Source organism: Spirulina sp. CCY15215 (assembly GCF_016888125.1).
Classification (GTDB): domain Bacteria; phylum Cyanobacteriota; class Cyanobacteriia; order Cyanobacteriales; family Spirulinaceae; genus CCY15215.
In genome coordinates, this window is sequence record NZ_JACSWA010000320.1 from 1 (window position 1) to 23,532 (window position 23,532).

The following is a 23,532-nucleotide window of genomic DNA, read 5'->3' on the forward strand; positions in this document are numbered from 1 at the left end:
GCGTAAGTCTCGCTCCCTAGCTGCGTAAGTCTCGCTCCCTAGCTGCGTAAGTCTCGCTCCCTAGCTGCGTAAGTCTCGCTCCCTAGCTGCGTAAGTCCTAAATTAATAACTAATCTCTAATTTCATGTCACCAGCAACAATTCTCAACCCTAAACCCCTTCAAACTACTTCATCTAATGATTCTTTAACCATTGCCGGACGAACTTTTAAATCTCGCTTGATGACAGGGACAGGCAAATATCCCAATCTCAAAACTATGCAAGAAAGCATTATAGCCAGTGGTTGCGAAATTGTCACCGTTGCAGTGCGACGAGTGCAAACAAAAGCCCCTGGTCACGAAGGACTCGCAGAGGCGATCGACTGGGACAAAATCTGGATGCTTCCCAATACTGCCGGCTGTAAAACCGTCGAAGAAGCTGTGCGTGTTGCCCGTTTGGGGCGAGAAATGGCTAAACTTTTGGGACAAGAAGAGAATAATTTTGTCAAACTCGAGGTCATTCCCGACGCTAAATATTTACTTCCCGACCCCATCGGCACCCTAGAAGCGGCAGAACAGTTGGTTAAAGAGGGTTTTGCCGTTTTACCCTACATCAACGCCGATCCCCTGCTGGCCAAGCGTTTAGAGGAGGCTGGTTGCGTCACGGTGATGCCGTTAGGTTCTCCCATAGGTTCCGGACAAGGGCTAAAAAATGCTGCCAATATTGCCATTATCATCGAACAGGCCAAGGTCCCCGTGGTCGTCGATGCGGGGATCGGTAGCCCCAGTGAGGCAGCCGCAGCAATGGAAATGGGTGCAGATGCCCTGCTGGTGAATAGCGCGATCGCCCTTGCGAAAGACCCTGTTACAATGGCTAAAGCAGTGGGTATGGCCGCAGAAGCCGGACGCATGGCCTATCAAGCCGGACGTATTCCGATTAAAGCCTACGCAAGTGCGAGTTCTCCTTTAACAGGAACGGTAGGTTAATCTAGGCATAATGGGAGAAGGAAGGATAAACGAGAAATTTCTCTTTTTTCCGATCGCTTTCTCCCGATTACCAGTTGTCAATTACCTAAAATAATGGACGAAAAAACAGCAATTCTTGCCCTTAATGACACCTTTTATCGTGCTTTTGAGAAGAAGGATATTGGTGCAATGTCTGAGGTTTGGTCCCAAGGAACATGGTGTTCTTGCATCCATCCTGGACGGGAAACCCTACGAGGATGGGAGAATACGCGCACTTCTTGGGAACAAATTTTTCGCAATACCAATTACCTCGAAATTGAAACGGAAATTATCAATGTTGAGATCGGAGAGGCGATCGCCTACATCATCCTGGTGGAGAATGTTATGCAAATTGTGGGAAAGCAACGTTATGAAGCGCGATCGATGGCAACGAATATCTTTCGGAAAATGGCACAAAAATGGTATCTCGTTCACCATCACGGTAGCCCTATTGCCAGTAAAAGGGAATAAAAAATGCGATTAATTTCTAAAATTATCAATTATAAAAATGACTTCTTTTGCATTGAAAAACGATCGCCTTCTCCAAGTTGCTTTGGATAATGAGGAAATCTTGGCAACAGCCGGATCGATGGTTGCTTGCAGTGGAAATATTAAATTTGAAAAGGCTTTATTAGGGGGAGAAGGACTATTCGGTGTTCTCAAACGTAAAGTAACAACAGAACAATTTGAACTCATGTGCGTTAAGGGTTCTGGAATTGTGTATTTTGCCAATAAAGCGCAAGAGATTTCCATTCTCCCTTTAAATAATGAAAAAGTATTTATTGAAAGTAATAGTCTCTTAGCATTTGATAAAAATCTGAAAACTAATGTTGCTTTTGCTGGAATTGCTGGGGCGACATCAGGGCAAGGTTTATTTACAACAACGGTTGAAGGAATTGGCCATGTTGCCGTAATTTCTCAAGGGGGAATTTTAGCATTTGAGGTGAATGGAATTTATCCCTTTTGTGTCGATCCTGATGCGTTTATCGGTTATCAAGGTAATGTTCAAAAAGAATTTATTTTTGATGTGAATTGGAAAACAATGATCGGCGAAAATTCTGGAGAAAGCTATCAGTTAAAGTTTACTGGACAAGGAATTGTTTACATTCAAGCGGCAGAACGTCCAAGACCAAAAAGCTAGAATTTAGATAAATTATTATCAGGAGAAATTATGCCAACTTATAGCTTAGTTAATTATAAAATGCTGGCGATCGCACTGGCAAAAGAAGAAATTTTTGCAAAACGCGGTTCGATGATTTGCTATACGGGGAAAATTAATTTTACTCGCAGTTATCTTGCTGGAGGTGGAGTCCAAAATTTAGCCATGCGAGAAGTAACCAATGAAGAATTAATTGTGATGCGGGCCAGAGGAACGGGAAAAATTTGTTATGGTTATGATGGCAAATATGTGACGATTATTCCTTTACGAGGAGAAATGTTATATATTGAAACTGATAGTGTTTTAGCTTACGATAGTCGCTTACAAACTGGAACGATTTTTCAAGGTAATCAAGGAGGAGTACAAGGTATTATTAAAGGGGTTGCAAGCGGTCAAGGTTTATTTACAACGACATTTTCGGGATCGGGTGAAGTAGCTATTATTTCTCAAGGAGATGCGATCGCCCTTGAGGTAACGCAAAAAGAGCCTATATTTGTCGATCCTAATGCTTATCTCGGCCACAAAGGAATGTTAACAACTCAGTTTGTAACGGATGTAAATTGGAAAACATTGATCGGTCAAACTTCTGGAGAAAGCTATCAATTCAAGTTTACCGGACAAGGGACGGTTTATATTCAAGCCTACGAACGAGAAAAAAAACCATGATTTATAACTACGAAACTTTACCCGATAACGACAATCTCAATAATTATAGTTATTGTTTGAATGTTGTCAACCAAATGATTATTACAAAAGGCAAAATGATTGCTTATTATGGAATGTTAAGATTTGAAGCAATTGGAGTAAACTTGCTTGATTTGATTGTACAAGAGTCTTTAAATACACCTCGTTATGGGAATAATTTTGTCGTCGTAACGGGACAAGGAAAACTTGTATTAGGCGATCGCGCTTGCGAAATTGCGTCTTATGATTTAGAAGATGCACATTTGACGGTAAAAGCATCTCGAGTTTTGGCTTTTTCTCCTTCATTAATCTGTCAAGAATCAACGTTAGCTGGTTATTTAACCTTTTTGGGAACGGGTCAATTAATTGCGTCTTCTAACGGTCCTGTGGTGTTTCTGGAGGCTCCTGCAAAGGTCGATCCCGATGCTATTTTAGGATGGGCAGATTTACCCAGTCCTTCTTATCATTATGATTATGAATATATTAAAGATGTTTTCTCTGCGGTGGGAAGTTTAGCCGGATTAAAAAAGTCCGGTGAAGAAAGACAGTTAAATTTTACGGGAAAAGGGACTATTTTGATTCAATCTTCTGAGCAATAATCAGTAATTGATAAAGAATGTGTTATAAAGAACATAACCGATCGCGCTGACAAATTTGCTCAAATAAAAGTTTGGCGATCGCGCTATTTCCTGCGGGTGTGAGATGAACAACATCACGAAAATAAGATTCTGTAGTGGTTGCAGGGTATTGCGACCAAGCTAAGTGAGTATCGATAAAGGAGATATGACGAGTTTTTAAAAACTGCAAAAACTTGGTTTTATAAGCAGGAAGATCGGCATTAGGAAGGACATCAACGCGGTTGGGTGTGAAAAGAACAATAATTGGCAGTGTGCGATCGCGTTTCAGAATACGATCCAACAGCAAGAGATTTTCGTGAAATTGTTCCTCGGGGGTTAAAGTTGGCGGAATTTCTGGATAGGGAGGTTGCAAATGCAAACGGAGGGAAAATTGGGGGAGAAGGTAGCGAGAAAACATTTCTTGTAGTGCTAAAAATGGCTTGTGATCGGGATAATTGGGGTCAATTCCGACGCGATCGCCAACACTGGTGGGTTGAATTAAATCGTGAGTTCCAATCTGTAAAATGAGTAAATCGCTTGCAAATGTACCAAATTTCTGCAAGTATCCGAGTTGATTACCAATGCCCCAAGATCCTGCCGACGCATTCAAAACCTCTGTATTAATTCCTGTCTTTTTTATTTGCGCTTCTAACTGTTCGGAAATAGTTTGTTTTTGATCGGTTAAGGTTCCCCCATTTAATACTGAGTCGCCAACCATGAGAATTCTGAGAGTATTTTTAGGATTTTGGGAAGTAAGGCGATCGGATCTTTGAGAATATTGATTGTAAATGATTTTGCGGCCAAAACGAGTTATATTTTGATTGGGCTGAAAGCGATACCCTGTGGCTGAATCAGTTTGACTTAATACAGGATTCCCTAAGCCAAATTTAAGACGCAATACACCTTCTAAAATGAGAACAAGTAATATAATAAAAATTAGGAAGCGATAGCGAAAAACTGTTTTTAGTTTCATATTTGTCAATGATTACACCCTATTGGTCTGTCAATGATTTTTTGACCGGCAAGTGCTTTCCCGCAAGCCTAGCAAAGCCGTATCGCGATAACTTCGGCGATCGCCCTTATAATGCAAATAATGAAAGGGAAGCAAAAAAATTTTCGACTACCCTTCCCCTCTTCCTTTGTAGATAGTTTTTTGACAGCGAGATAGCAATTATGACCTGGCGCGGTTCTACCACAACACAAGATAAAATCCTAGCAGCTTTAACGTATTTGATTCCCATTCTCGAAGCCTTGCCCTTTGGGATGCTAATTTTTGCCCTCGTCCCCTTTCTGGCGATCCCTTTTATTCCGTTATTTATGTTACTGCCAATTTATTTTCTTTCTATTGGCGGCCTCGCGATCGTGGAAATGGGCATATTCTTCGCAGTTTACATTCTCGTGGTGCAAAATCAAAGACTGCCCCATTTTCTCCGCTTTAATGCCCTACAAGCCCTATTAATCTCGATTTTTGCCTTCTTGTGTCGTTTAGCCCTCGATATTTTGGGACTTTCTCGGGTATTATTCGATCCCTTAGTTGGTCGAGGCAATACTGGTGCCGCGATCGATCTGGGAACACTTTTATCTACCACCGTCTTTATTGGTGTCATTGGTGTATCGGGTTATGCGATCGCCCAGTGTTTTCGCGGTCGCTATGCCGAAATTCCCACCATCTCAGAAGCCGCTTACAGTCAAATTCGCTAAACTATTTAGGATTTAAAATAGCGATCGTGTTTCTAGGAGAGTTGGAATGATACGATCGCATTTGCAATAATCAAGAAAGAGAATCAAGATCGATGTTTAATTTTTGCAGTTTTTCTTGTAATTTTTGCAGTTCAGATTGGATTTGTTCTTTTTGTTGTCGTTCGCGATCGCGCTCATTTTCAGCATTATCTGCCCTTTGTTTTTCGAGTTCCTTTTCCAATCGTTCGCGATCCTTCTCTGCTAGTGCGCGATCGCGTTGCTCGATCGCCTCAACAAACTCAACAAAACGCTCTCCATCGGGATGAAATAAAACCAAATCCCCCTCCCTCGTGCTAAATTTTACCCCCAAAAGTGGACTTCTCCAATTTTCCATTTGAGAAATTTCTTCCAACTTATTCCCTTTTCTCAACCATCCTTGCAAACGATTCTTTTTCGGATTGTAAAGGTAATATTCCTCAATTCCATGCTCTTGATAAAACTTAAACTTGGTGTCCATATCCTTCTTCTTATTACCAGGAGAAAGGATTTCAAACGCCACTTGCGGAGCAATATTGTCCTCTTTCCACTGCATATAAGAACCGCGATCGCCTTTGGGTCGTCCAAAAACGACCATAACATCAGGGGCTTGCTTTTTCGGTTTTTTGTCTGCCAGAATTTCGGCTTGAGTCAGTTGCACCGGATACCAGAGTAAATCCGCAGCCACGAACACATCGTCTCTGTCCTTGAAGAGGGCATCAAGACCCCCTTTAATGGTAAAAATTAAGCGTAATTGGGTCGTGTTATCAGCCAAGGGTTTACCGTCGCTATCGGGATAGAGAAGTTCCTCTTCAATGGAGAGGAATTGGAGTTGTTGTACCATTGCCTCAAAAAAAAGAAAGAGTCAATACATTTGACCCCATTATATAGAATGAGAGAAGAAGTCTTACTTTTTCCTCCTCCTTCCTCTCTGTTGCTCTTTGCCTGTTTCCTCTTGCCTTCTTCCCCTCTTGCCTTTTTCTCGATTATGATAGTGTTTGCTTGCTCAATCCCCAATGCGCTAAAGGAGAAATTCATATTGTCTCGTCGTTATCTCTTTACCTCAGAATCCGTCACTGAAGGACATCCCGACAAAATTTGCGATCAAATTTCGGATACTATCCTTGATACTCTCTTGACCGAAGACGAATATAGCCGCGTTGCTGCCGAAGTGGTGGTTAATACGGGTCTAGTTTTGATCACCGGAGAAATTACCTCTCAGGCACACATTAATTTTGTCAATTTGGCGCGGAAAAAAATTGCCGAAATTGGCTACACGGATTCTAGTAACGGCTTTGCTGCCGATAGCTGTGCTGTCCTCGTTGCCCTTGACGAACAATCTCCCGATATTGCCCAAGGAGTCACCAGCGCCCAAGAAGAACGGCACGAATTAAGCGATGATGAACTCGATCGCATTGGTGCAGGAGATCAGGGCTTAATGTTTGGCTATGCCTGCAACGAAACCCCGGAATTAATGCCCCTACCGATTAGTTTGGCACACCGGATCTGTCGTCGTTTGGCTGCCGTCCGTAAAACTGGGGATCTTCCTTATCTGCGTCCCGATGGCAAATCCCAAGTTAGCGTCATTTATGAAGATGGCAAACCCGTCGGCATCGATACGATTTTGATTTCCACTCAACACGCCCCGGCGATCGGCGAATTGACGGACAATGATGCCATTCAAGCCAAAATCAAAGCCGATCTGATGGAAGCGGTGGTCAAACCCGTTTTTGCGGATATGGCCATTAAACCTGATGCAAATACCCGCTTTCTGGTTAACCCCACGGGCAAATTTGTCATCGGCGGTCCCCAAGGAGATGCTGGGTTAACGGGTCGGAAAATTATTGTTGATACCTACGGTGGCTATTCTCGTCACGGTGGCGGGGCTTTTTCCGGTAAAGACCCTACGAAAGTCGATCGCTCTGCGGCCTATGCTTGTCGTTATGCTGCTAAAAATATCATTGCGGCGGGACTGGCGGAAAAATGCGAGGTACAGGTGAGTTATGCGATCGGTGTGGCGCGTCCTGTTAGTGTTTTGGTGGAAACCTTCGGCACGGGTAAAGTAGATGAAGAGATTCTCTTGCAATTAGTGCAGAAACATTTTGAACTGCGCCCGGCGGGAATTATCCAAGCCTTTAATTTACGCGGTTTACCGAAAGAACGGGGTGGACGTTTTTACCAAGATATCGCCGCTTACGGTCATTTGGGACGGACGGATCTCGATCTGCCTTGGGAACAAACTGATAAGGCTGAATTGTTGAAGTCAGAGGCTTTAGGGGCGGCGGCAGTTTAGTTACTTCCTGAGTTGAATTTATTGCGATCGCCAAGGGATGCTATTTAATTAAATAGCATCCCTTAAAAATCTTCTGGTTGTAAATTCTGCGATTAATTTTGCTTTGCGGATTTACTCAACAGTCAGTGTGCCTGTCATCCCTGCACCTTTGTGAGGAGAGCAGTAGAAAGAGTAAGTACCAGGGGCAATATCATCAGGAATGGTAACGGAATGAGAATCTGAGGGATTAAATAAGGTTTTAGAAGCAGTCATTCCCAATGAAGCAAGGGGTTCTTGGTCGAAAACAACGTTGTGAGGAGCAAGTTTATTGTTTTGGAATTTTACTGTGTCACCGGGGGCAACCGTGAGGGTAGATGGGTCGAATTTGAGTTGGTAGCTATCTGTCCCCATTTTGACAGTGTAGGATTCAGCCGCAGCAGGAGAGGCGGAAAGGGCAAAGGCGGCGATCGCCAGTAAAACCGTAGAAAGAATTAAACCTAGTTTCTTTAACATGATCTTTGACAATGTGTCGTATTTAACTTCAATCAGGATTGTATCAGGAAGTTTGACACTTTGTCGAATTTCTTTGGCGATTCTGTGGGGAGTTGGGGGAGTGTGGGGGGGTGGGGGGAGATTTAGCCATTACTTGTTATCCCTTCTGTCTCGTGGGAAATGGCTAGAACAACCCGCAATGTCTCGATAAAACCAATCAGCCATTGACATTCTGCTTCGGGTTGAGTTTCATGTTCTTGAATGAGTTCAACTGTACAAAAGATAAGCTGCTTGTAACTACTCTGAGAAATAAGAACAATTTTCAGTAAGAGGGTAGCAAGAGTTAGATAATTACTACGACGAGTGAGAATTGTAAAGGGATGACTGGAAATTTCCCAGTTAGGCTTGAGGAGATAGACAATTAAACGCTTACAGGTTCTTAATAGTAAATTACTGTCAACAATTTTATCATTATAGTTTGAGTAAAGAGATTCTAAATATTTGGCAATACTGGCTTGTAACCAAGTTGAGGTTTGGCCTTGTTTAAGGGAAAATAATAAGTATTTGAGAAGACTTTTTTTGAAGTCTTTATACACCATTCCTTCTGTTTGTTTGAGGAAAATATTGGCGAGTCCTTGATAATTTATATTTTTGCGCTTGACTAAAATCTGTTGAATTAAACATAAAGTGCGAAGGTTTAAAGTGGTTGGATTTTGGTCACTTCTCTGAGAAGAGTTGGGTAAGTTAGCACGAGCCAAAAACAAAGCTAGTTTGAATTTGAATTGTTTATGGGACTTATAAGCTAATAACTTGGCAACTTCTCGATGTTCTCTCGGATAATCGGGATTGAAGTATTGAGCCGTTAGTATATAAGCAGTATAGCGGTTTTTCCAAGGGGTAGTATCTTCCGATTTTTGGCGATCGCAAGGCACGAATAACTGCAAACCTTGAAAATAATTACTTTCGAGAAATCCTAAAACCCATTCTTTTAATCTTCGGCGAGTGGGATGGAGACTTTTATAAGAACCTATTTCATTTTTCAATACATCTAATAAAACGGCTATATATTTTTCCTGTTTTGTTACGATCCATTGCTTAATAAGAATAGAACAACATCGATCTAAGAGAATAAAGAAATCTTCTTCACAATTGAGAACAATAAGATCGTATAAAGATTGCTCGATCGCTTTGCCAATGCGATCGCTTTTGAGAATAAAGAAATCTTTAAAATGGTCGATCGCGCTTTGAGGAGATTCGCTGCTAACAATTTCTGTAAAAAAATCACAGATTAGGGTTTGGGGATGCTTGGTATTATTAAGAGAATGAGGCGATCGGTTCTGATCTTGAGAGCGTAACGGTGTCACCTTTTGGTGTTTAGAGTGTCGCACATTTGAGAATGTACTGGAGAATACAGTATTGCGATCGCCATTACTGTTAGGCAAAAACGATAAATCTCGGTCGGCTCTCATTTATTAATCCTCCTAAAATGTCCCTGAGTAAATGGATTATACAAATTTTGCCTTAAATTGGAAACTTGCTGCGATGGATCTTGTTGGAAAAAATATATTCGTAGAGAGAAAATTAAAGATTTGATGAAGGGACAATAATTAAATTAAGAATTTTGGCGATCGCCGCGATCGAAAGTCAAGGTTAGAGAAACTTTACAATTCTCAACGCCCATTATGGTGTTTTCAACGCTTATACTCGATCTCAAAATAGGAAAATAATTTGATGAGTAGTAGCACCGATCCCATCTCTCCTTTGACATGGGAAGAACATCTTAAAACCCTCTTTGACGATCTCTTCCTGACTCGCGAACAAGCATTACAGGAATTGAAAGAAAACCTACAAACTGCCGTTCAGATCGAATTGGCAACGATTCCAATCTACCTTTATACTTACTATTCAATCAATCGTATCCACACAAGAGGTGAAAATGTTGATAATCCCAGCCTCTATGCCAACAAAGCTGCGGGAATTATGATGAGTATTGCCGTAGAAGAGATGCTGCATATGTCCCTTTCTGCTAACATTCTCTATTCTCTGGGAGTCGAGCCGCAATTGTATAAGCGATCGCCAAATTCATACCCCACACCTCTACCTTCTCATAACCCCAAAGGACCCCCCGGACCAGATCGCCAAACAAAGGTACTTGTCCCCCTCTCAAAGTTCAGCTACGAACAACTTTGGCATTGTTTGCAAATTGAGTATCCCGAACCGAAAATTGCTTGGCCTAAAGATAGAAATTGGAATACCATCGGACAGTTTTATTCTTACATCAGATGCTTGATTGAATGCCATCATCTTAAAGACGAAGATTTCCAAGTCAACGGTGCAGAAACCCAAATTCAGAGCTACAATTACTCCCCCAATAGCATCGATACAATCTATCCCGCTCAAAAATTCGATCCGTGGAAAACCCCCGAAGGCAGCCATCCAGGAGGATATCCCAGTGCTGCTGCGGTTGCTCAATATCCGAATAAACCCGACAGCCATGCGGGTCACGCAGAATTGATTACCATTAGTAGCAAACGCGAGGCATTAGAGGCGATCGCTACAATTTGCGATCAAGGGGAAGGATACGCCCATCGAGAGATAGACGATCCCAGTCAAAGCGAATACTCTCACTATTACAAGTTTTTGGGACTGCAAGCGCAACTGGAACGGTACGAACATCATATCGAAAAACTGCCCAATTTGCCCAAACCTCCCGCCCCCATTACCCCCACGATCACCGATACGGATCTCGAAGAAATCATCTACAATTTCCCCGATAACCCCACCACCGCCGGATATCCCCAAGACTACCAAGCCCTATCCAATCTCTGCAACGGGGTCTACCAATATATGCTCATTCTCACCGAAACTATTTACAAAGTGCCGAATCCAGAGCAGAAATTGTTCTTTAATGAAGCCATGCACCGCTCCATGTTGTGGGTCTTAAACCGCTTGATTAAACATACCCGCACCTTTGTTATGGACAACGGCTATAACTTTGCCCCCACATTTGAAAACATCGATCTCGGTTCCCGTCAGGATGCTTACACTAACTTGCTTGCTTTGACCGAAAAAATTACTGAAGAGAGTCAACTAAAGGTCGTGAAAGAGATGATCGAAACGATTAAAACACTACCAGACGCGGGTCCGTACTGGAAATAATCCCGCGCAATTCTGAAAGATTACAAGGAGTACAAAATTATTTATTATGTCTGATTCTCAACCAAAAGCAGGCGAACCCGTCCCTCAACCCTATCCTTATCAAGAGGCACCAACTTGGCCACAGCAAATTGGCACACCTTTGGCATCAGCACATCCTCCTCATGCCTGTATGGGGCTAAATAGTTGCAAAGGTCAAGATCGCTTTGGGGCTGCTGGACCCACAGACGGACCCGAAGATAAAATTGGCAAGCCCAATGAATGTGCGGGTCAAGGATATTGTTCCACGACGACGGATCATAAATGCCACGTGCAGAATGACTGTCGAAATCAGGGGGGTTGCGGGCTGAATGGTACGGCTGAGGAGTTTGAGCAACCCGGTATCAATGATTGTAAATCCCTCGGTTCCTGCGCTACTCCCATCAATTCTGAGCGCTTTATCGTCAATGGGCGCTATCAGGGGCAAAGCGTTTGGCTGAGGGCGCGACAGGTGTTCCATGAAAAGGTTTGGCCACAACTGCGGGAAGAAAATCCCGATCTACCCGAGGAACTTCCCCCTATTGGTGGTGGCGATCGCATGGGTGAACTTTTCCAAGCTGGTCCTGCCTTTTTGTGGATCTCTGATAATAATGCCAATCGCCGCAGCATTGTTGCTTGTGGTTCTAGTGATATGAGTGGTGCTACCCCGTAACATGGAGAGAAACGGTACAGGGGCGATCGCCTCTCTGCCTAAGCTCGGTCTGGGTTTGGGGCTGCGAAGCCTCCATTTTGACCAAATTATCGAGCAGCAGCCGGCGATCGCTTGGTTTGAGGCTATTTCAGAAAACTTTATGGACTCAGGAGGTCGTCCTCGCTGGGCTATTCGCGCGATCGCGGAGCATTATCCTGTAGTTCTTCACGGGGTCTCTCTCTCCATCGGTAGCACAGATCCCCTAAATTTCCCTTACCTTGGCAAGTTGAAAGCCTTAGCAGAGGAAGTAAAACCCGCATGGGTGAGCGATCATCTCTGTTGGACGGGAGTACAGGGGATTAATTCCCACGACTTGTTACCGATTCCTTTAACAGAGGAGACTTTAAGCCACGTAGCGGCACGGGTTCATCAAGTACAGGATTTTCTAGAACGTCCTCTCATCCTTGAAAATCCCAGCACCTATCTCACCTTTACTCAGTCAACCCTCACGGAGCCAGAATTCTTGCGTCAGCTTGTCGAGGAAACTGGGTGCGGATTATTACTCGATGTTAATAATGTTTATGTTACCTGCTTCAATACGGATGCAGACCCCCTCGCTTATCTCGATTCCTTCCCTTGGTCTAATGTCATCCAAATTCACTTAGCGGGACATCAACATTGCGGCACTCACATTATTGATACTCACGATCGCGCTGTAGAGCCTGCTGTTTGGGAATTATATCGCCTAGCGCGATCGCGAAGTCAGGGTGCTTCTACTCTCTTGGAATGGGATGGCAATATTCCCTCCTTGGCAGAATATCACGCCGAATTATTAAAAGCGAAACAGTACATGGATGAAAATGGCAAACCGATGGCGATCGCCGAAGTATCCTTCAACAACAAGGAATCTGTTTCGACTCCCGTAGATTTTCTCGTACCGGAAGTGATGGGAAATACCATCTGGGAGCAAAAATGAAGGAAACAAGCCCATCATTACAAGGGCTACAAAGTTGGATGCAAAATGCTTTGATTGACCCCCAGCAAGCCTCAAGGGAACAAATCGAGGGGATGGTGGCATCTTCGTCGCGCTTAAACAGCAGTCAGAGATTAGCAATCTATCAGCGCAACTATCACATCCGACTATTAAAATGTATGCGAGAGCAATTTCCTGCCCTCTGTCACGCCCTAGGAGCGGATTTGTTTAACGATTTCGCTCGTCAGTATTTGCAAACTTATCCCTCTATTAGTTACACTTTATCGGATTTGGGTAAAAGATTTCCCGCTTATTTGGAGGAAACGCGACCGGATCGGCAGGAAACCTCAGATAAACGAGAAAGTTGGATTGATTTCATGGTGGATCTGGCGCAATTTGAACGACAACTCTTTGTTATGTTCGATGCACCGGGACATGAAGGTAAACCCTTTGCTAATCTGCACAGTCCCGATAGTTGTCTGAAATTGCAGCCTTGTTTCGCCCTGGGAGATTATCGCTTTCCGGTAGCTTGGTATTACCATGAGGTGAAACAGAACAACGATCCCCCTTTTCCACCCTTGCAACGATCGCCTATCGCCCTAATCCGTAAGAATTACTTAACCCATACCTTCTCTTTAACAGGAGTACAGTATATATTTTTGCAGGCACTTTCTCGCGGCTTGAAGATTGAAGAGGCGATCGCCGTTGCGGCACGAGAAGCAGCACAGCCCAGAGAACAAGTATATCGCTCTTGGGCGCAAGCAGGCAGTACGCGGGAACGTTGGCTGGAAGCGTGCTTTTTTATTGTCGGGGATTGAAAAACTTGGAGCAACCAGTAAAATTAAGCAAAATCAAGATTTTTTTCATTCTATGCCAAGATCGCTACCGTAAAAGAAGCTAGACCAACCGAGAAACATCATGACTCAAGCAGCCACTGCCAATTCCGGCGAATTTTTCAACTTTGAGCCTTCTGCTCCTTATCCTACTCAAGATAGCGATCTACTCAAAACTCTCTCCTTTATCCCCAGTTTGCAAGAAGTTTTGATGTTGCGTCAGGTACACGCCCTCGAACACGCTACAGTTTGGGTTTTAAGCGAAATGGGCGATCGCGTTGCTATTCCCGATGTAAATCAAAGCGACGATAATGCTTTAGGGGGATTATCGACAGAAAAAGGGTTTTATTTATACGGTACAGTTAACCCAGATCATCTTCGCCAAGCCGTCCAACGCGCACTCGATCGCCTCCAAGGAGGAGAATGGGATCTTGCTGTTCATCCTCGCTGCGGAACCAATCTATCGGTTAATATTCTGCTGGCAATGGGATTGGCTGCGGGGGCATCTTTTCTCCTGCCGCGCAATCCCCTCGAACAAATGCTGGGCATGGGATTGGCTGCGGTTGTTGCCACTCAAATCGCCCCCGATCTGGGAGAACTGGCACAGAAATATATTACCACCTCGATCCCGTTTAATTTAGTGGTGGATGAAATTGTACAGACCTCCGATTTTTGGGGACGTTCCGCCCATTTTATCTCAGTGCGCTGGCAGGATTAAAGCGAAAAGGGGAAGAGAAAAAGGGGGATTGATACCGGTTTTGCTTAATAAAACTTAAAAACAAAAGCGGGTAGAGAACTCCCGTTGAATAGTAGGCTGTAAGCTAGAGAATCAAAGGAGAATGACTTATGGTTAAACGCAATGACAAAGTAAGAATCTTGCGTAAAGAATCTTACTGGTATAAAGATGTTGGTAAAGTTGCCAGCGTTGACAAGAGCGGTATTATCTATCCCGTCATCGTTCGTTTTGATAAGGTTAATTACTCTGGTGTAGCCACCAACAATTTTGCTGAAGGCGAACTGCAAGTGATTGAGTAAGCAACAGTAAAAGTGGAGATTGGGGATTAATCGTGCCGGAGTTACCAGAAGTCGAAACGGTACGTCGCGGGTTAAATAGACTAACCCTAAATCAAATAGTGCAGGGTGGGGAAGTGTTACTCGAGAGAACCCTTGCCTACCCTGCTTCTATTGGGTCATTTTTAGAGGGTTTACAGGGAGTCTCCATTACTTCTTGGCAGCGACGCGGGAAATACTTGCTGGCACCACTGCGTCAGTCAGACGATCGCGCAGGGGGATGGCTAGGGGTTCATTTGCGAATGACGGGACAGTTATTATGGGGCGATCGCGACGATCCTTTGTCTCCTCATACGCGGGTGCGCTTGTTCTTTCCTGAAGGCAAGGAATTGCGCTTTGTTGATATTCGTACCTTTGGGAAAATGTGGTGGGTTCCCCCCGATCGCGATCCCGAGACGATTATTACAGGTTTACAAAAGTTGGGACCTGAACCTTTAACTAGCAATTTCTCCCCTGCTTATTTAAGCAAAACTCTTGCCAAAACCAAACGACCGATTAAAACTGTGCTTCTCGATCAGCAGGCGATCGCGGGGTTAGGGAATATTTATGCAGATGAGGCACTCTTTAAAAGCGGCATTCGTCCCGATGCGATCGCCTCTCACTTAGAGGAAAAACAGATTGATCGACTCTATCAAGCCATTGTGGAAGTATTAGAAACGGCGATCGCCAAGGGAGGAACAACTTTTAGTAATTTCCTGAGTCTCCTCGGTGTTCCAGGAAATTACGGAGATACGGCGCTTGTGTATGGGCGCAAAGGAAAGCCCTGCGTACATTGTAGCAAGGCGATCGAACGAATTAAAATAGGCGGACGTTCCTCTCATTTCTGTCCTCAATGTCAACAATAAATTTCAACAATAAATGTCAGAAATAAAATTCAGAAATAAAAGAGAGAATCGGTAATCGGAATCGTTAATTGCTAGAAAACCAGGTATCTTTATTTATTGGTCATTTCTTTAGCAATCCAAAGCGGCCAAAAGAGAGGAATTTCTAGCTTCTGTAATACTGGTATCGGTTGACCTTGGCGTTGTTTTTCAGCACGCAAGGCGAGGTAGCATATCGAACCCGAGAATAGATAGGCCATTGCCGAGGAAGTCAAAAATAAAGCTGCAAACATAGTGACACACTCCTGATTAAAAACAAAACAAGTAAGTTAAAACAAGAACTAAAATTGAACAGCATAATAAATTATCTGTAAAATTATTAGCCTCCGTATTTTTACTTATCTTTCGAGGTAAGTCAACCCGAAGAAAGCTAACCGAAGAAAGCTGAGAGTTGAAACTTGCCCCTCATTCCAACATACCCTAGACTTTCAGAAAATCATTCAGAGAAATTGCTGTTTTAATTTTATTATTTCGCAAAGCATTTAAAGCATTTATCGTTATGGTTGGAACATTAAACATTAACGGCGATCGCCTTCTGCAAAATATTGTAGAATTGGCAGCGATCGGGTCTCTTCCTCAAGGAGGTGTCCGTCGTATCGCTTATACTCCCGAAGATATCCAAGGACGAAATCTGGTCAAGCAATGGATGCAGGATGCAGGTATGAACCTTCGTATCGATCCTGCGGGTAATATTATTGGCACTTATGCGGGGAAAATGCCCCAACTTCCTGTTTTAGCAACGGGTTCTCATATCGATACTGTCCCCAGTGGCGGGCGTTACGATGGTACTCTGGGGGTTTTAGCGGGTTTGGAGATAGTACGAACCCTACGAGACGAGAATTTACAATTAAATCATTCCCTCGAAGTGATTGTTTTTACCGATGAAGAAAGCAGTACCATCGGTTCAAAGGGAATGTCGGGAAATATTGTTCGCGATCCCAACTATTATCGCCGTCCCGATGGAAGCGATATTCAAACCTGTTTAAAACGGGTGGGGGGAAATTGGGATGAGATTGAAATTGCCAAGCGAAATGAAAGGGCGATCGCGGCTTTTGTGGAGTTGCACGTGGAACAGGGACCTGTTTTAGAATCAATGCAAAAGGAGATTGGTATCATTGAGGGGATTGTCGGCCAGAGACGCTTTAAAATCCTGGTAGAGGGCAGTGCTAATCATGCCGGAACTACTCCCATGTCTATGCGTCGAGATGCCCTTGTTGCCGCTTCTAGGGTGGTTTTAGCCGTGAACGCCATTGGCAATACTCCAGGTCAGCAAGTGGCAACGGTGGGACAATTCCAAGTTTATCCCAATGCCGCCAATGTCGTCCCCGGTAATGTCGAAATGAGTTTAGATATTCGCGATTTATCTAGCCGACATATCGATCGCCTTTTGCAACAGTTACGCTTGTATTTAGAGGAAATTGCGATCGCCACAGCTACAAAAATCCAAATTCTGCCCCGTTTGCATTTAGAACCCGCCCTGGCAGAGCCTCACATCCAGCGAGCCATTTCTCGTTCTTGTGAATTGCGAGGCTTTACTTACACCTATCTCCCCAGTCGTGCCAGTCACGACGCGCAGGAAATGGCTAGTATTACCGATATGGGGATGATTTTCGTGCCATCTTCTGGGGGAATCAGTCATGCAGAAGAAGAACATACTTCCCCAGAAGAATGCGTTCGCGGTGCCAATATATTACTCGATACGTTATGGCAATTGGATCGATACTATCAATAGGGCTTGCTGTACAAGTGAACAATTCACAACCGAGTCACAACCGAGTTGGAGAAGGCAATCTATCAGATAAGTTACAGAAATTTAATGGGGTTAATTCCTGCAAGATCGAGAATATTAGGAATTAAATCTTCTCTTTTAACCGCCATTAAGTGAACGCCTTGACATAAGCTCTGAGCAAGTTTCACTTGTTCTGCTGCAATTTTTACTCCTTCTTGTAAGGAATTTTCTGCCGTGGCAAGGCGATCGATAATTTCTGAGGGAATATCGACTCCAGGAACATTACGATTGATAAATCGGGCATTTTTAGCCGATTTGAGGAGAAAAATTCCCGCTAGGATGGGTTTATCTGTCCCTGTGGCAATTTCCTGCATGAATTTGTCGAGGCGATCGAAATCTGTAATCAATTGACTTTGAAAAAACTGCGCCCCTGCTTCTAATTTGCGCTCAAAACGCCGTTGTAAACCTGACCAGCTTTTGGATTGAGGATCTACTGCTGCCCCGGCAAAAAGGTCGAGAGGTTCATTAGGAAGGGATTTCTCGTTCAAGTCAAGACCTTTATTTAATTTGCCAATCACGTTTAACAAACGTACCGATTCAAATTCAAAAACACTTTTAGAGCTTTTATGATCTCCTGCTTTAAGCGGATCGCCAGTGAGGGCGAGAATATTGCGAATACCGAGGGCATGAGAACCCATTAAATCACCTTGCAGGGCGATCGCATTGCGATCGCGGCAGGCAAATTGACAAATCGGTTCGATCCCTTGTTGCACAAGGATCGCAGAGACAGCAACCGCAGACATTCTCAACACGGCACGACTGCCATCAGTAACATTAACCGCATGAACTCGCCCTTTGAGAAGCCTGGCCATCTCGAGGGTATGGTCAATATTTCCGCCCTTGGGAGGCATGACTTCAGCAGTGATTAAAAACTCTTTATTTTCAACAGCTTGACGAAAACGAGTCATTTTTGTTGTTTGTTATTCATTAAACTTTTTGGATAGGAAGAGGGGGCAAGCATTGCACCCCTACAGCCTTTTAAAGGCAAGCATTGCACCCCTACAGCCTTTTAAAGGGGTGTAGAATAGCCTAGAGCAGATTTTACCCGAGCGAGGACTTCATTGGCACTTAATTCAGCTTTTTCGCGACCTTCCCGCAAGATAGTTTCGAGATAATCGCGATCGCCCATAATCTCTTGATACCTCTCTTGAATAGGTTTGAGTGCCTCAATAGTTGCTTCCGTTAATAATGGCTTAAATTGTCCCCAGCCCAGATCTTGACATTCTGCGGTAACTTCTTCTTTAGTTTTGCCAGACAGGAGCAGATATAAGCTCAGTAAATTATGGCATTCCGGGCGCTCTGGATTGTCGAATTCGAGTCCTTTCTGGGGATCGGTTTTACAACGCTTAATTTTACGGGCGATCGCCTCGGGAGAATCCAAAATTTCAATGCGACTCATTTCCGCAGGATCAGATTTTGACATCTTTTTCGTACCGTCGGTTAAACTCATCACCCTGGCACCCTCTTCGCGAATTAAAGGTTTGGGCTGTTTGAGGACGGGCTTTTGCTTCTGACCAAACTGGTCGTTAATGCGAATAACAATATCGCGAGTCAGTTCAATATGTTGTTTTTGGTCTTCCCCCACCGGCACGAGATCCGTATCGTAGAGCAAAATATCCGCAGCCATTAACACGGGATAGTCCAGCAAACCCACACTCACATTTTCTCCCTGTTTAACCGCCTTCTCTTTAAATTGAATCATGCGCTCGAGCCAGTTGAGAGGGGTGATACAATTTAACAGCCAAGTCAGTTCCGCATGAGCGGAAACGTGGGATTGTACAAAGATAGTCGAGTCCTGCAGGTCAATGCCACAAGCGAGATAAAGTGCGGCGATCGTATAGGTATCCTTCGCGAGCTTTGTCGGATCGTGAGGAACAGTAATCGCGTGCAGATCCACCACACAAAAATAATTCTCATATTCGCTCTGTGATGTCACCCAGTTGCGAATTGCGCCTAAATAATTGCCTAAATGTAAATTGCCTGTGGGTTGAACCCCTGAAAGCACGCGCTTTTTACTCATTCCTTTATTCGACTCGCTCCCGACTATTTGTATCCATCTTATCAATTATGCCTGACTGCCGTAGGATGAGGCAATGCCTATCCCTTTTTTATACTCATCGCGCTTGTAATGGGGAATCTTTGGTATAGGATAAAGAAAGAATAAAAATATTTGCAAGGGAGTTAACATGGTCGAACATTTACTATTAGGAATCGTTCTCGGCTTGGTTTCCGTGACACTTTTGGGTCTTTTTGTTGCTGCGTATATGCAATACAAGCGCGACGATCGCGCCATTAGCTAGAATAATAGCTAGGAAAATTAGCCCAGAATTCGTAAAACTTAAATCAGAATAGCCCATCTCTTTCAAGATAGGCTATTCTAAAAGCTATGATTTATTTGTAACTCACTCTTCTTCTTGACTGGTTGGACGAGAAGTAAACATCGCACCAGGGGGAGGAGGTTGAATGAGAGGATCTGTGGGCTTTTCTTGGGGATCGATCGCCTGTTCCGGAACCACCTGCATCGGTTGCGCCATTGCACCAGGAGGAGGAGGTTGCACGATCGAAGCCGGCTGTTTTTTCTCCTTCGGTTCTTTGGCTTGTTCCGCTTGCTTAAGTTTTGCAGCTTCAAGACGTTGTTCCGCGTCAGCCATCACCGCATCCATTTTCTCTAAAATCTCCCCTGGATAGGTTTCCAGCATCTTAGTGGAGAAAGAAAGACGATTTTTGAGTTCGTCAATATCAGCAATAATCACCTTGAGTTCTTGACCGATTTTAAAAACCGTATTGAGAGACTGAATAGGACTATCACTAACTTGTTTGATATGTAATAATCCTGTCAAACCGCCAATATCAACAAAAACCCCATAAGGCTGAATGCTGACTACCTTTCCCTCCGCAAGGGCCCCCGGTTCTACCCCCTTAATTGCTTCCGATCGCGCTGCATCTCGTTGAGATAGAACTAATTTGCGTCGTTCCGCATCAACCTCCAAACAAGTTACTGTCAGAGATTTGCCAATTAAATCATCTAAATTTTCCTTTTCCATTAAATGCGATCGCGGAATAAAAGAACGCAACCCATGAACTTGTCCGGTTACGCCCCCTCGATTGACCCCTGTAACTCGCATTTGTACCGACGAGCCATTTTCTTTGATTTCCACCATATCATCCCAGGCTTGCTTGATCGCAAGTTGGCGGCGAGAAAGCAAGACTTGTCCCTCTGCATCTTGTCCGCGAACAATTAAAAATTCTAGTTCTTCATTTAAAGGCAGAATTGTAGAGAGATCGCTTACACGTTCCAAAGCAGCCTCGTCTAGGGGAACGAAGCCAGAAGATTTTCCGCCAATGTCAACATAAGCCCCATCGGAAGCGTGTTCAAAAACTTTACCCTTTACCACTTCCCCTCTCTGAAAACTTTTACTAAAATCTTCTTGTTCGAGGGCTTGGGCAAAGTCATCCATTGAAAAGGATGGATTAGCTGGATTAGAATCGGTGGATTTGGAACTCATAACAGTCTGTACGGTTAAATTAAGCGCTTTCGATCGCGAGGTTATCAAGGGGCAGCTTTTCTCGAGAAAAATTAAACCTTTTCCTGTAAAATCAAAAACGGGATTGCTCTTTATTTACGTTAACCGTTTCCTCGGAAAACTACAGTATTGAGCTAAACAACTGTAACACTTTTTGCCACGCATCTTTTGCGGAAGATTGATCGTAGTCCGAACGGCGATCGCAAAAAAAGCCATGGCCTGCGCCGTCATAAGAGAAAATCTGGTGGGGAATGTTACATTTTTGCAATTCTGTGGCGATCGCCTCTACTTCCGGGAGAGAAATCAACGGATCTTCCTTACCAAAAAAGGCGTATAAGGTCCCTTTAATCTCCTGAGTGCGCGCTATTGTTGGTTCTCCACCCCCAGGAGTCAAAGTGGCAATTCCCGCGCCGTAGAAAGCGGCTGTGGCTTTAATATCTGTCAGGGTAGCCGCCAAATAGGCCACATGACCCCCAAAACAAAAGCCAAGACTTCCCATTCCTGCCGATTTAACTTGAGGCAGGGTTTTAAGATAGTCGATCGCGCTTTGTATATCGCTGAGAAGTTCCTCAGCCTTCGTTTGCACCTTATATTTTCGTCCCAGTTCGATCTCTTTGGGAGAGTAGCCAACGGAAAAACCCGGTGCCAAACGTTGATAAATAGCGGGGGCGATCGCCACGTATCCCTCTTCCGCAATGCGTTCTGTAACATCTTGAATATGCCCGTTAACCCCATAAATTTCTTGAATGACAATTACTCCAGGATAGGTCCCTGGGGCATCTGGTTGGGCGAGGTAGGCATCAATCTGTAAATCCCCGTTGTCTACCTTCACCCATTGTCTGCGAATCTCTGTCACTGTCATAGTTTGTAATCTCCCCCAAAACCGTCTGAGAACAATCTACACTAGAGACACGCGCTCATTTCGTCGAATTCTTAGCTATGGCTAACCCCTTGCAATTTCAGATTCAAACCGATAGCGATATTCCTGCCTCGAAACAACTCTTCGATCAGATTCAGTTTGCGATCGCCTCTCGTCGATACCCTCCAGGTCATCGTCTCCCCAGTACCCGCCAACTGGCACAAATTACGGGACTGCATCGCAACACCGTCAGTAAAGTTTATCGTCTGCTTGAGGAAACCGGACTGGTAGAATCCCAAGCCGGATCCGGCATCTACGTCAAAGCCCAAGGTCACGAAGGAGGCACAAAACTCGGTTCTCCCATTCTCGACCAATACCCAGATGCTTATCAAATCGTCCAAAAAAGCATTGATGAATTATTAGGACAAGGCTGTACTCTTTCCCAAGCGCGGGAATTATTTCTCTCGGAAATTGATTGGCGCTTAAAATGTAGTGCGAGAGTATTGGTCACGGTACCTGAGCGAGATATGGGGGCGGGGCAATTAATGGTTAAGGAATTGGAAGGGGCGTTAAAAATTCCGATTCAATTGGTGTCCTTGGAAGAATTAGTGGGGGTACTCGAACTAACCCACTCCGGCACCGTCGTCACCAGTCGCTATTTTATCGGCGAAGCAGAGGCGATCGCGGCACCGAAGTCCGTGCGGGTGATTCCTGTGGATATTTACGATTACAATCAGGAATTGGTCAAAGTTAAGAACCTGCGTCAAAATAGTTGTTTGGGATTAGTGAGTTTAAGTGATGGGATTTTAGGGATTGCTCAAATCTTAGTTCACAGTTTGCGCGGGGACGATCTTTTAGTGATGACTGCAAGAGTAGACGATACTTATCGCCTTAATGCCCTCATTCGCAGCGCCCACACCATTATCTGCGATCGCGCTAGTTATGACATTACAAAACAGGCTATCCTCGAGGCGCGAGAAGATTTAATTCGCCATCCCGATTTAATTTGCAGTGATAATTATATTGGGGAAAAATCCATCAATTTACTCAAGCGAGAACTGGGTTTGGGGTGATTAGGGATTAACCCTCTAAGGTTTGTTTAAGGCCAGAAGAGAGGTCAAAATTCTCCTCGCATGGCTAGTTTCATTTCTCGCACAGCCCTTTCCATACCCACGAGGACGGCACGACTAACAATCGTATGACCGATATTAAGCTCTTCCATGCCCGAAATGCAACCCACGGGATAAACATTCCAATAGGTTAAACCATGCCCGGCATTGACCCGCAAACCGAGGCTGAGAGCGATTTCGCAGCCTTCTGCCAAAATTTTCAATTCCTGTGCGCGAGAAGTTTCCCCTTCCGCGTCGGCATATTTCCCCGTATGCAGTTCAATGAATTGTGCTTGGGTTTCGGCTGCTGCTTCAATTTGAGCGCGATCGCTGTCGATAAACCAACTGACGGGAATGTTAGCACTTTGAAGGCGATCGACAATTTGAGCGTAGCGATCGCGATCGGCGAGTAAATTCAACCCTCCTTCCGTGGTAATTTCCTCTCGCCGTTCGGGAACAAGAGTGACATAATCGGGTTTAACCTCCAAAGCAATAGCCACCATTTCTTCCGTCGGTGCCATTTCCAAATTAAGGTGAGTTCGCACAGTTTGCCGTAATAGATGCACATCGCGATCTTGAATATGTCGCCGATCTTCGCGCAAATGAACCGTAATGCCATCGGCACCTCCCAATTCCGCCAAAACCGCCGCCGCAATGGGATCGGGTTCTACCGTGCGCCTAGCCTGTCTTATAGTTGCTGTATGGTCGATGTTAACGCCGAGAGTAAGCATAATCAATTATCAGT

At 44.3% G+C, this 23,532-nt stretch carries 26 protein-coding genes and 1 pseudogene; 17 read left to right on the top strand and 10 right to left on the bottom strand.

The window, feature by feature from the left end; genetic code table 11:
• Positions 1-175: 175 nt before the first annotated feature.
• The 5 genes and pseudogenes from JUI58_RS05610 to JUI58_RS05630 all read left to right on the top strand — a co-directional run.
• Positions 176-964, top strand: a pseudogene (locus tag JUI58_RS05610) (thiazole synthase); the annotation flags it as partial.
• A 93-nt stretch (positions 965-1,057) separates the two neighbouring features.
• On the top strand, positions 1,058-1,453 hold the full coding sequence (locus JUI58_RS05615) for a nuclear transport factor 2 family protein (RefSeq protein WP_204102771.1): 396 nt from the start codon (positions 1,058-1,060) through the stop codon (positions 1,451-1,453).
• 37 nt (positions 1,454-1,490) lie between these two features.
• Positions 1,491-2,123, top strand: a complete 633-nt coding sequence (locus JUI58_RS05620) for an AIM24 family protein (protein WP_204102772.1) — start codon at positions 1,491-1,493, stop codon at positions 2,121-2,123.
• Positions 2,124-2,153: 30 nt separating this feature from the next.
• On the top strand, positions 2,154-2,807 hold the full coding sequence (locus JUI58_RS05625; RefSeq protein ID WP_204102773.1) for an AIM24 family protein: 654 nt from the start codon (positions 2,154-2,156) through the stop codon (positions 2,805-2,807).
• Positions 2,804-3,424 (top strand): AIM24 family protein, encoded by a 621-nt coding sequence (locus JUI58_RS05630; protein ID WP_204102774.1) that lies wholly within the window; start codon positions 2,804-2,806, stop codon positions 3,422-3,424. The genes JUI58_RS05625 and JUI58_RS05630 overlap by 4 nt, the downstream gene beginning before the upstream one ends.
• 22 nt (positions 3,425-3,446) lie before the next feature.
• On the opposite strand, the gene JUI58_RS05635 is transcribed toward JUI58_RS05630, so the two are convergent.
• On the bottom strand, positions 3,447-4,415 hold the full coding sequence (locus tag JUI58_RS05635; protein WP_204102775.1) for an SGNH/GDSL hydrolase family protein: 969 nt from the start codon (positions 4,413-4,415) through the stop codon (positions 3,447-3,449).
• Between the two features lie 200 nt (positions 4,416-4,615).
• On the opposite strand from JUI58_RS05635, the gene JUI58_RS05640 reads away from it, so the two are divergent.
• Positions 4,616-5,143, top strand: coding sequence for a Tic20 family protein (locus JUI58_RS05640; protein WP_204102776.1), 528 nt, complete (start codon positions 4,616-4,618; stop codon positions 5,141-5,143).
• A 70-nt stretch (positions 5,144-5,213) separates the two neighbouring features.
• Here JUI58_RS05640 and JUI58_RS05645 read toward each other — a convergent pair whose 3' ends face one another.
• Positions 5,214-6,002 carry a Uma2 family endonuclease gene (locus JUI58_RS05645; protein WP_204102777.1) on the bottom strand — a complete coding sequence of 263 codons (789 nt, stop codon included), beginning with the start codon at positions 6,000-6,002 and terminating at the stop codon, positions 5,214-5,216.
• 195 nt (positions 6,003-6,197) lie between these two features.
• On the opposite strand from JUI58_RS05645, the gene metK reads away from it, so the two are divergent.
• Positions 6,198-7,451, top strand: a complete 1,254-nt coding sequence (metK, locus tag JUI58_RS05650) for a methionine adenosyltransferase (protein WP_239121296.1) — start codon at positions 6,198-6,200, stop codon at positions 7,449-7,451.
• 111 nt (positions 7,452-7,562) lie between these two features.
• Here the strand turns inward: metK and petE are convergent, their stop codons facing one another.
• Together petE and JUI58_RS05660 are read right to left on the bottom strand one after the other, a co-directional pair.
• Entirely contained in the window at positions 7,563-7,943 is a 381-nt protein-coding gene (gene petE / locus JUI58_RS05655; RefSeq protein ID WP_204102778.1) for a plastocyanin, read from the bottom strand.
• A gap of 122 nt (positions 7,944-8,065) precedes the next feature.
• Positions 8,066-9,391 (bottom strand): hypothetical protein, encoded by a 1,326-nt coding sequence (locus JUI58_RS05660; RefSeq protein ID WP_204102779.1) that lies wholly within the window; start codon positions 9,389-9,391, stop codon positions 8,066-8,068.
• Positions 9,392-9,653: 262 nt separating this feature from the next.
• Between JUI58_RS05660 and JUI58_RS05665 the strand changes: the two genes are divergently transcribed.
• The 7 genes from JUI58_RS05665 to JUI58_RS05695 all read left to right on the top strand — a co-directional run bounded on the left by JUI58_RS05665 (position 9,654) and on the right by JUI58_RS05695 (position 15,470).
• A complete protein-coding gene (locus JUI58_RS05665; RefSeq protein ID WP_204102780.1) occupies positions 9,654-11,081 on the top strand; it encodes a ferritin-like domain-containing protein in 1,428 nt (475 codons plus the stop codon).
• Positions 11,082-11,127: 46 nt separating this feature from the next.
• The gene (locus JUI58_RS05670) at positions 11,128-11,769 is read left to right on the top strand and encodes a hypothetical protein (protein ID WP_204102781.1); all 642 of its coding nucleotides are present in this window, start codon (positions 11,128-11,130) and stop codon (positions 11,767-11,769) included.
• Between the two features lies 1 nt (position 11,770).
• Positions 11,771-12,724, top strand: a complete 954-nt coding sequence (locus JUI58_RS05675) for a DUF692 domain-containing protein (RefSeq protein ID WP_239121299.1) — start codon at positions 11,771-11,773, stop codon at positions 12,722-12,724.
• Positions 12,721-13,539: a DNA-binding domain-containing protein gene (locus JUI58_RS05680; protein ID WP_204102783.1), complete on the top strand. Its 819-nt coding sequence runs from the start codon at positions 12,721-12,723 to the stop codon at positions 13,537-13,539. Before JUI58_RS05675 ends, JUI58_RS05680 begins: the two co-directional genes overlap by 4 nt.
• Positions 13,540-13,639: 100 nt before the next feature.
• Positions 13,640-14,272, top strand: coding sequence for a DUF6391 domain-containing protein (locus JUI58_RS05685; RefSeq protein WP_204102784.1), 633 nt, complete (start codon positions 13,640-13,642; stop codon positions 14,270-14,272).
• 128 nt (positions 14,273-14,400) lie between these two features.
• Complete coding sequence (locus JUI58_RS05690; protein WP_204102785.1) at positions 14,401-14,589, top strand: photosystem I reaction center subunit IV; 189 nt, start codon at positions 14,401-14,403, stop codon at positions 14,587-14,589.
• 32 nt (positions 14,590-14,621) lie between these two features.
• Complete coding sequence (locus tag JUI58_RS05695) at positions 14,622-15,470, top strand: DNA-formamidopyrimidine glycosylase (RefSeq protein ID WP_204102786.1); 849 nt, start codon at positions 14,622-14,624, stop codon at positions 15,468-15,470.
• Between the two features lie 89 nt (positions 15,471-15,559).
• Here the strand turns inward: JUI58_RS05695 and JUI58_RS05700 are convergent, their stop codons facing one another.
• Positions 15,560-15,739 (bottom strand): hypothetical protein, encoded by a 180-nt coding sequence (locus JUI58_RS05700; protein ID WP_204102787.1) that lies wholly within the window; start codon positions 15,737-15,739, stop codon positions 15,560-15,562.
• Positions 15,740-16,005: 266 nt separating this feature from the next.
• Here JUI58_RS05700 and JUI58_RS05705 point away from each other — a divergent pair, with 266 nt between their 5' ends.
• On the top strand, positions 16,006-17,238 hold the full coding sequence (locus tag JUI58_RS05705; protein WP_204102788.1) for a Zn-dependent hydrolase: 1,233 nt from the start codon (positions 16,006-16,008) through the stop codon (positions 17,236-17,238).
• 71 nt (positions 17,239-17,309) lie between these two features.
• On the opposite strand, the gene JUI58_RS05710 is transcribed toward JUI58_RS05705, so the two are convergent.
• Both JUI58_RS05710 and trpS read right to left on the bottom strand, forming a co-directional pair.
• On the bottom strand, positions 17,310-18,203 hold the full coding sequence (locus tag JUI58_RS05710) for a methylenetetrahydrofolate reductase (protein WP_204102789.1): 894 nt from the start codon (positions 18,201-18,203) through the stop codon (positions 17,310-17,312).
• A 101-nt stretch (positions 18,204-18,304) separates the two neighbouring features.
• A complete protein-coding gene (trpS, locus tag JUI58_RS05715; protein ID WP_204102790.1) occupies positions 18,305-19,315 on the bottom strand; it encodes a tryptophan--tRNA ligase in 1,011 nt (336 codons plus the stop codon).
• A gap of 166 nt (positions 19,316-19,481) precedes the next feature.
• Here trpS and petG point away from each other — a divergent pair, with 166 nt between their 5' ends.
• A complete protein-coding gene (gene petG, locus JUI58_RS05720; protein ID WP_204102791.1) occupies positions 19,482-19,595 on the top strand; it encodes a cytochrome b6-f complex subunit V in 114 nt (37 codons plus the stop codon).
• Between the two features lie 102 nt (positions 19,596-19,697).
• Here petG and JUI58_RS05725 read toward each other — a convergent pair whose 3' ends face one another.
• Positions 19,698-20,801, bottom strand: a complete 1,104-nt coding sequence (locus tag JUI58_RS05725) for a S1 RNA-binding domain-containing protein (RefSeq protein ID WP_204102792.1) — start codon at positions 20,799-20,801, stop codon at positions 19,698-19,700.
• A 139-nt stretch (positions 20,802-20,940) separates the two neighbouring features.
• Entirely contained in the window at positions 20,941-21,681 is a 741-nt protein-coding gene (locus JUI58_RS05730) for a dienelactone hydrolase family protein (RefSeq protein ID WP_239121297.1), read from the bottom strand.
• A gap of 77 nt (positions 21,682-21,758) precedes the next feature.
• Between JUI58_RS05730 and JUI58_RS05735 the strand changes: the two genes are divergently transcribed.
• Positions 21,759-22,751, top strand: a complete 993-nt coding sequence (locus tag JUI58_RS05735) for a GntR family transcriptional regulator (protein WP_204102793.1) — start codon at positions 21,759-21,761, stop codon at positions 22,749-22,751.
• 44 nt (positions 22,752-22,795) lie between these two features.
• On the opposite strand, the gene JUI58_RS05740 is transcribed toward JUI58_RS05735, so the two are convergent.
• Positions 22,796-23,518, bottom strand: a complete 723-nt coding sequence (locus JUI58_RS05740; RefSeq protein WP_204102794.1) for a pyridoxine 5'-phosphate synthase — start codon at positions 23,516-23,518, stop codon at positions 22,796-22,798.
• Positions 23,519-23,532 lie beyond the last annotated feature (14 nt).

What these genes read in the sequence shown, in the direction of transcription:
- JUI58_RS05615 (WP_204102771.1), top strand. Translation starts at nt 1,058, where the DNA reads ATGGACGAAAAAACAGCAATTCTTGCCCTTAATGACACCTTTTATCGT.
- JUI58_RS05620 (WP_204102772.1), top strand. Translation starts at nt 1,491, where the DNA reads ATGACTTCTTTTGCATTGAAAAACGATCGCCTTCTCCAAGTTGCTTTG.
- JUI58_RS05625 (WP_204102773.1), top strand. Translation starts at nt 2,154, where the DNA reads ATGCCAACTTATAGCTTAGTTAATTATAAAATGCTGGCGATCGCACTG.
- JUI58_RS05630 (WP_204102774.1), top strand. Translation starts at nt 2,804, where the DNA reads ATGATTTATAACTACGAAACTTTACCCGATAACGACAATCTCAATAAT.
- JUI58_RS05635 (WP_204102775.1), bottom strand. Translation starts at nt 4,415, where the DNA reads ATGAAACTAAAAACAGTTTTTCGCTATCGCTTCCTAATTTTTATTATA.
- JUI58_RS05640 (WP_204102776.1), top strand. Translation starts at nt 4,616, where the DNA reads ATGACCTGGCGCGGTTCTACCACAACACAAGATAAAATCCTAGCAGCT.
- JUI58_RS05645 (WP_204102777.1), bottom strand. Translation starts at nt 6,002, where the DNA reads ATGGTACAACAACTCCAATTCCTCTCCATTGAAGAGGAACTTCTCTAT.
- petE (WP_204102778.1), bottom strand. Translation starts at nt 7,943, where the DNA reads ATGTTAAAGAAACTAGGTTTAATTCTTTCTACGGTTTTACTGGCGATC.
- JUI58_RS05660 (WP_204102779.1), bottom strand. Translation starts at nt 9,391, where the DNA reads ATGAGAGCCGACCGAGATTTATCGTTTTTGCCTAACAGTAATGGCGAT.
- JUI58_RS05665 (WP_204102780.1), top strand. Translation starts at nt 9,654, where the DNA reads ATGAGTAGTAGCACCGATCCCATCTCTCCTTTGACATGGGAAGAACAT.
- JUI58_RS05670 (WP_204102781.1), top strand. Translation starts at nt 11,128, where the DNA reads ATGTCTGATTCTCAACCAAAAGCAGGCGAACCCGTCCCTCAACCCTAT.
- JUI58_RS05675 (WP_239121299.1), top strand. Translation starts at nt 11,771, where the DNA reads ATGGAGAGAAACGGTACAGGGGCGATCGCCTCTCTGCCTAAGCTCGGT.
- JUI58_RS05680 (WP_204102783.1), top strand. Translation starts at nt 12,721, where the DNA reads ATGAAGGAAACAAGCCCATCATTACAAGGGCTACAAAGTTGGATGCAA.
- JUI58_RS05685 (WP_204102784.1), top strand. Translation starts at nt 13,640, where the DNA reads ATGACTCAAGCAGCCACTGCCAATTCCGGCGAATTTTTCAACTTTGAG.
- JUI58_RS05690 (WP_204102785.1), top strand. Translation starts at nt 14,401, where the DNA reads ATGGTTAAACGCAATGACAAAGTAAGAATCTTGCGTAAAGAATCTTAC.
- JUI58_RS05700 (WP_204102787.1), bottom strand. Translation starts at nt 15,739, where the DNA reads ATGTTTGCAGCTTTATTTTTGACTTCCTCGGCAATGGCCTATCTATTC.
- JUI58_RS05705 (WP_204102788.1), top strand. Translation starts at nt 16,006, where the DNA reads ATGGTTGGAACATTAAACATTAACGGCGATCGCCTTCTGCAAAATATT.
- JUI58_RS05710 (WP_204102789.1), bottom strand. Translation starts at nt 18,203, where the DNA reads ATGACTCGTTTTCGTCAAGCTGTTGAAAATAAAGAGTTTTTAATCACT.
- trpS (WP_204102790.1), bottom strand. Translation starts at nt 19,315, where the DNA reads ATGAGTAAAAAGCGCGTGCTTTCAGGGGTTCAACCCACAGGCAATTTA.
- petG (WP_204102791.1), top strand. Translation starts at nt 19,482, where the DNA reads ATGGTCGAACATTTACTATTAGGAATCGTTCTCGGCTTGGTTTCCGTG.
- JUI58_RS05725 (WP_204102792.1), bottom strand. Translation starts at nt 20,801, where the DNA reads ATGAGTTCCAAATCCACCGATTCTAATCCAGCTAATCCATCCTTTTCA.
- JUI58_RS05730 (WP_239121297.1), bottom strand. Translation starts at nt 21,681, where the DNA reads ATGACAGTGACAGAGATTCGCAGACAATGGGTGAAGGTAGACAACGGG.
- JUI58_RS05735 (WP_204102793.1), top strand. Translation starts at nt 21,759, where the DNA reads ATGGCTAACCCCTTGCAATTTCAGATTCAAACCGATAGCGATATTCCT.
- JUI58_RS05740 (WP_204102794.1), bottom strand. Translation starts at nt 23,518, where the DNA reads ATGCTTACTCTCGGCGTTAACATCGACCATACAGCAACTATAAGACAG.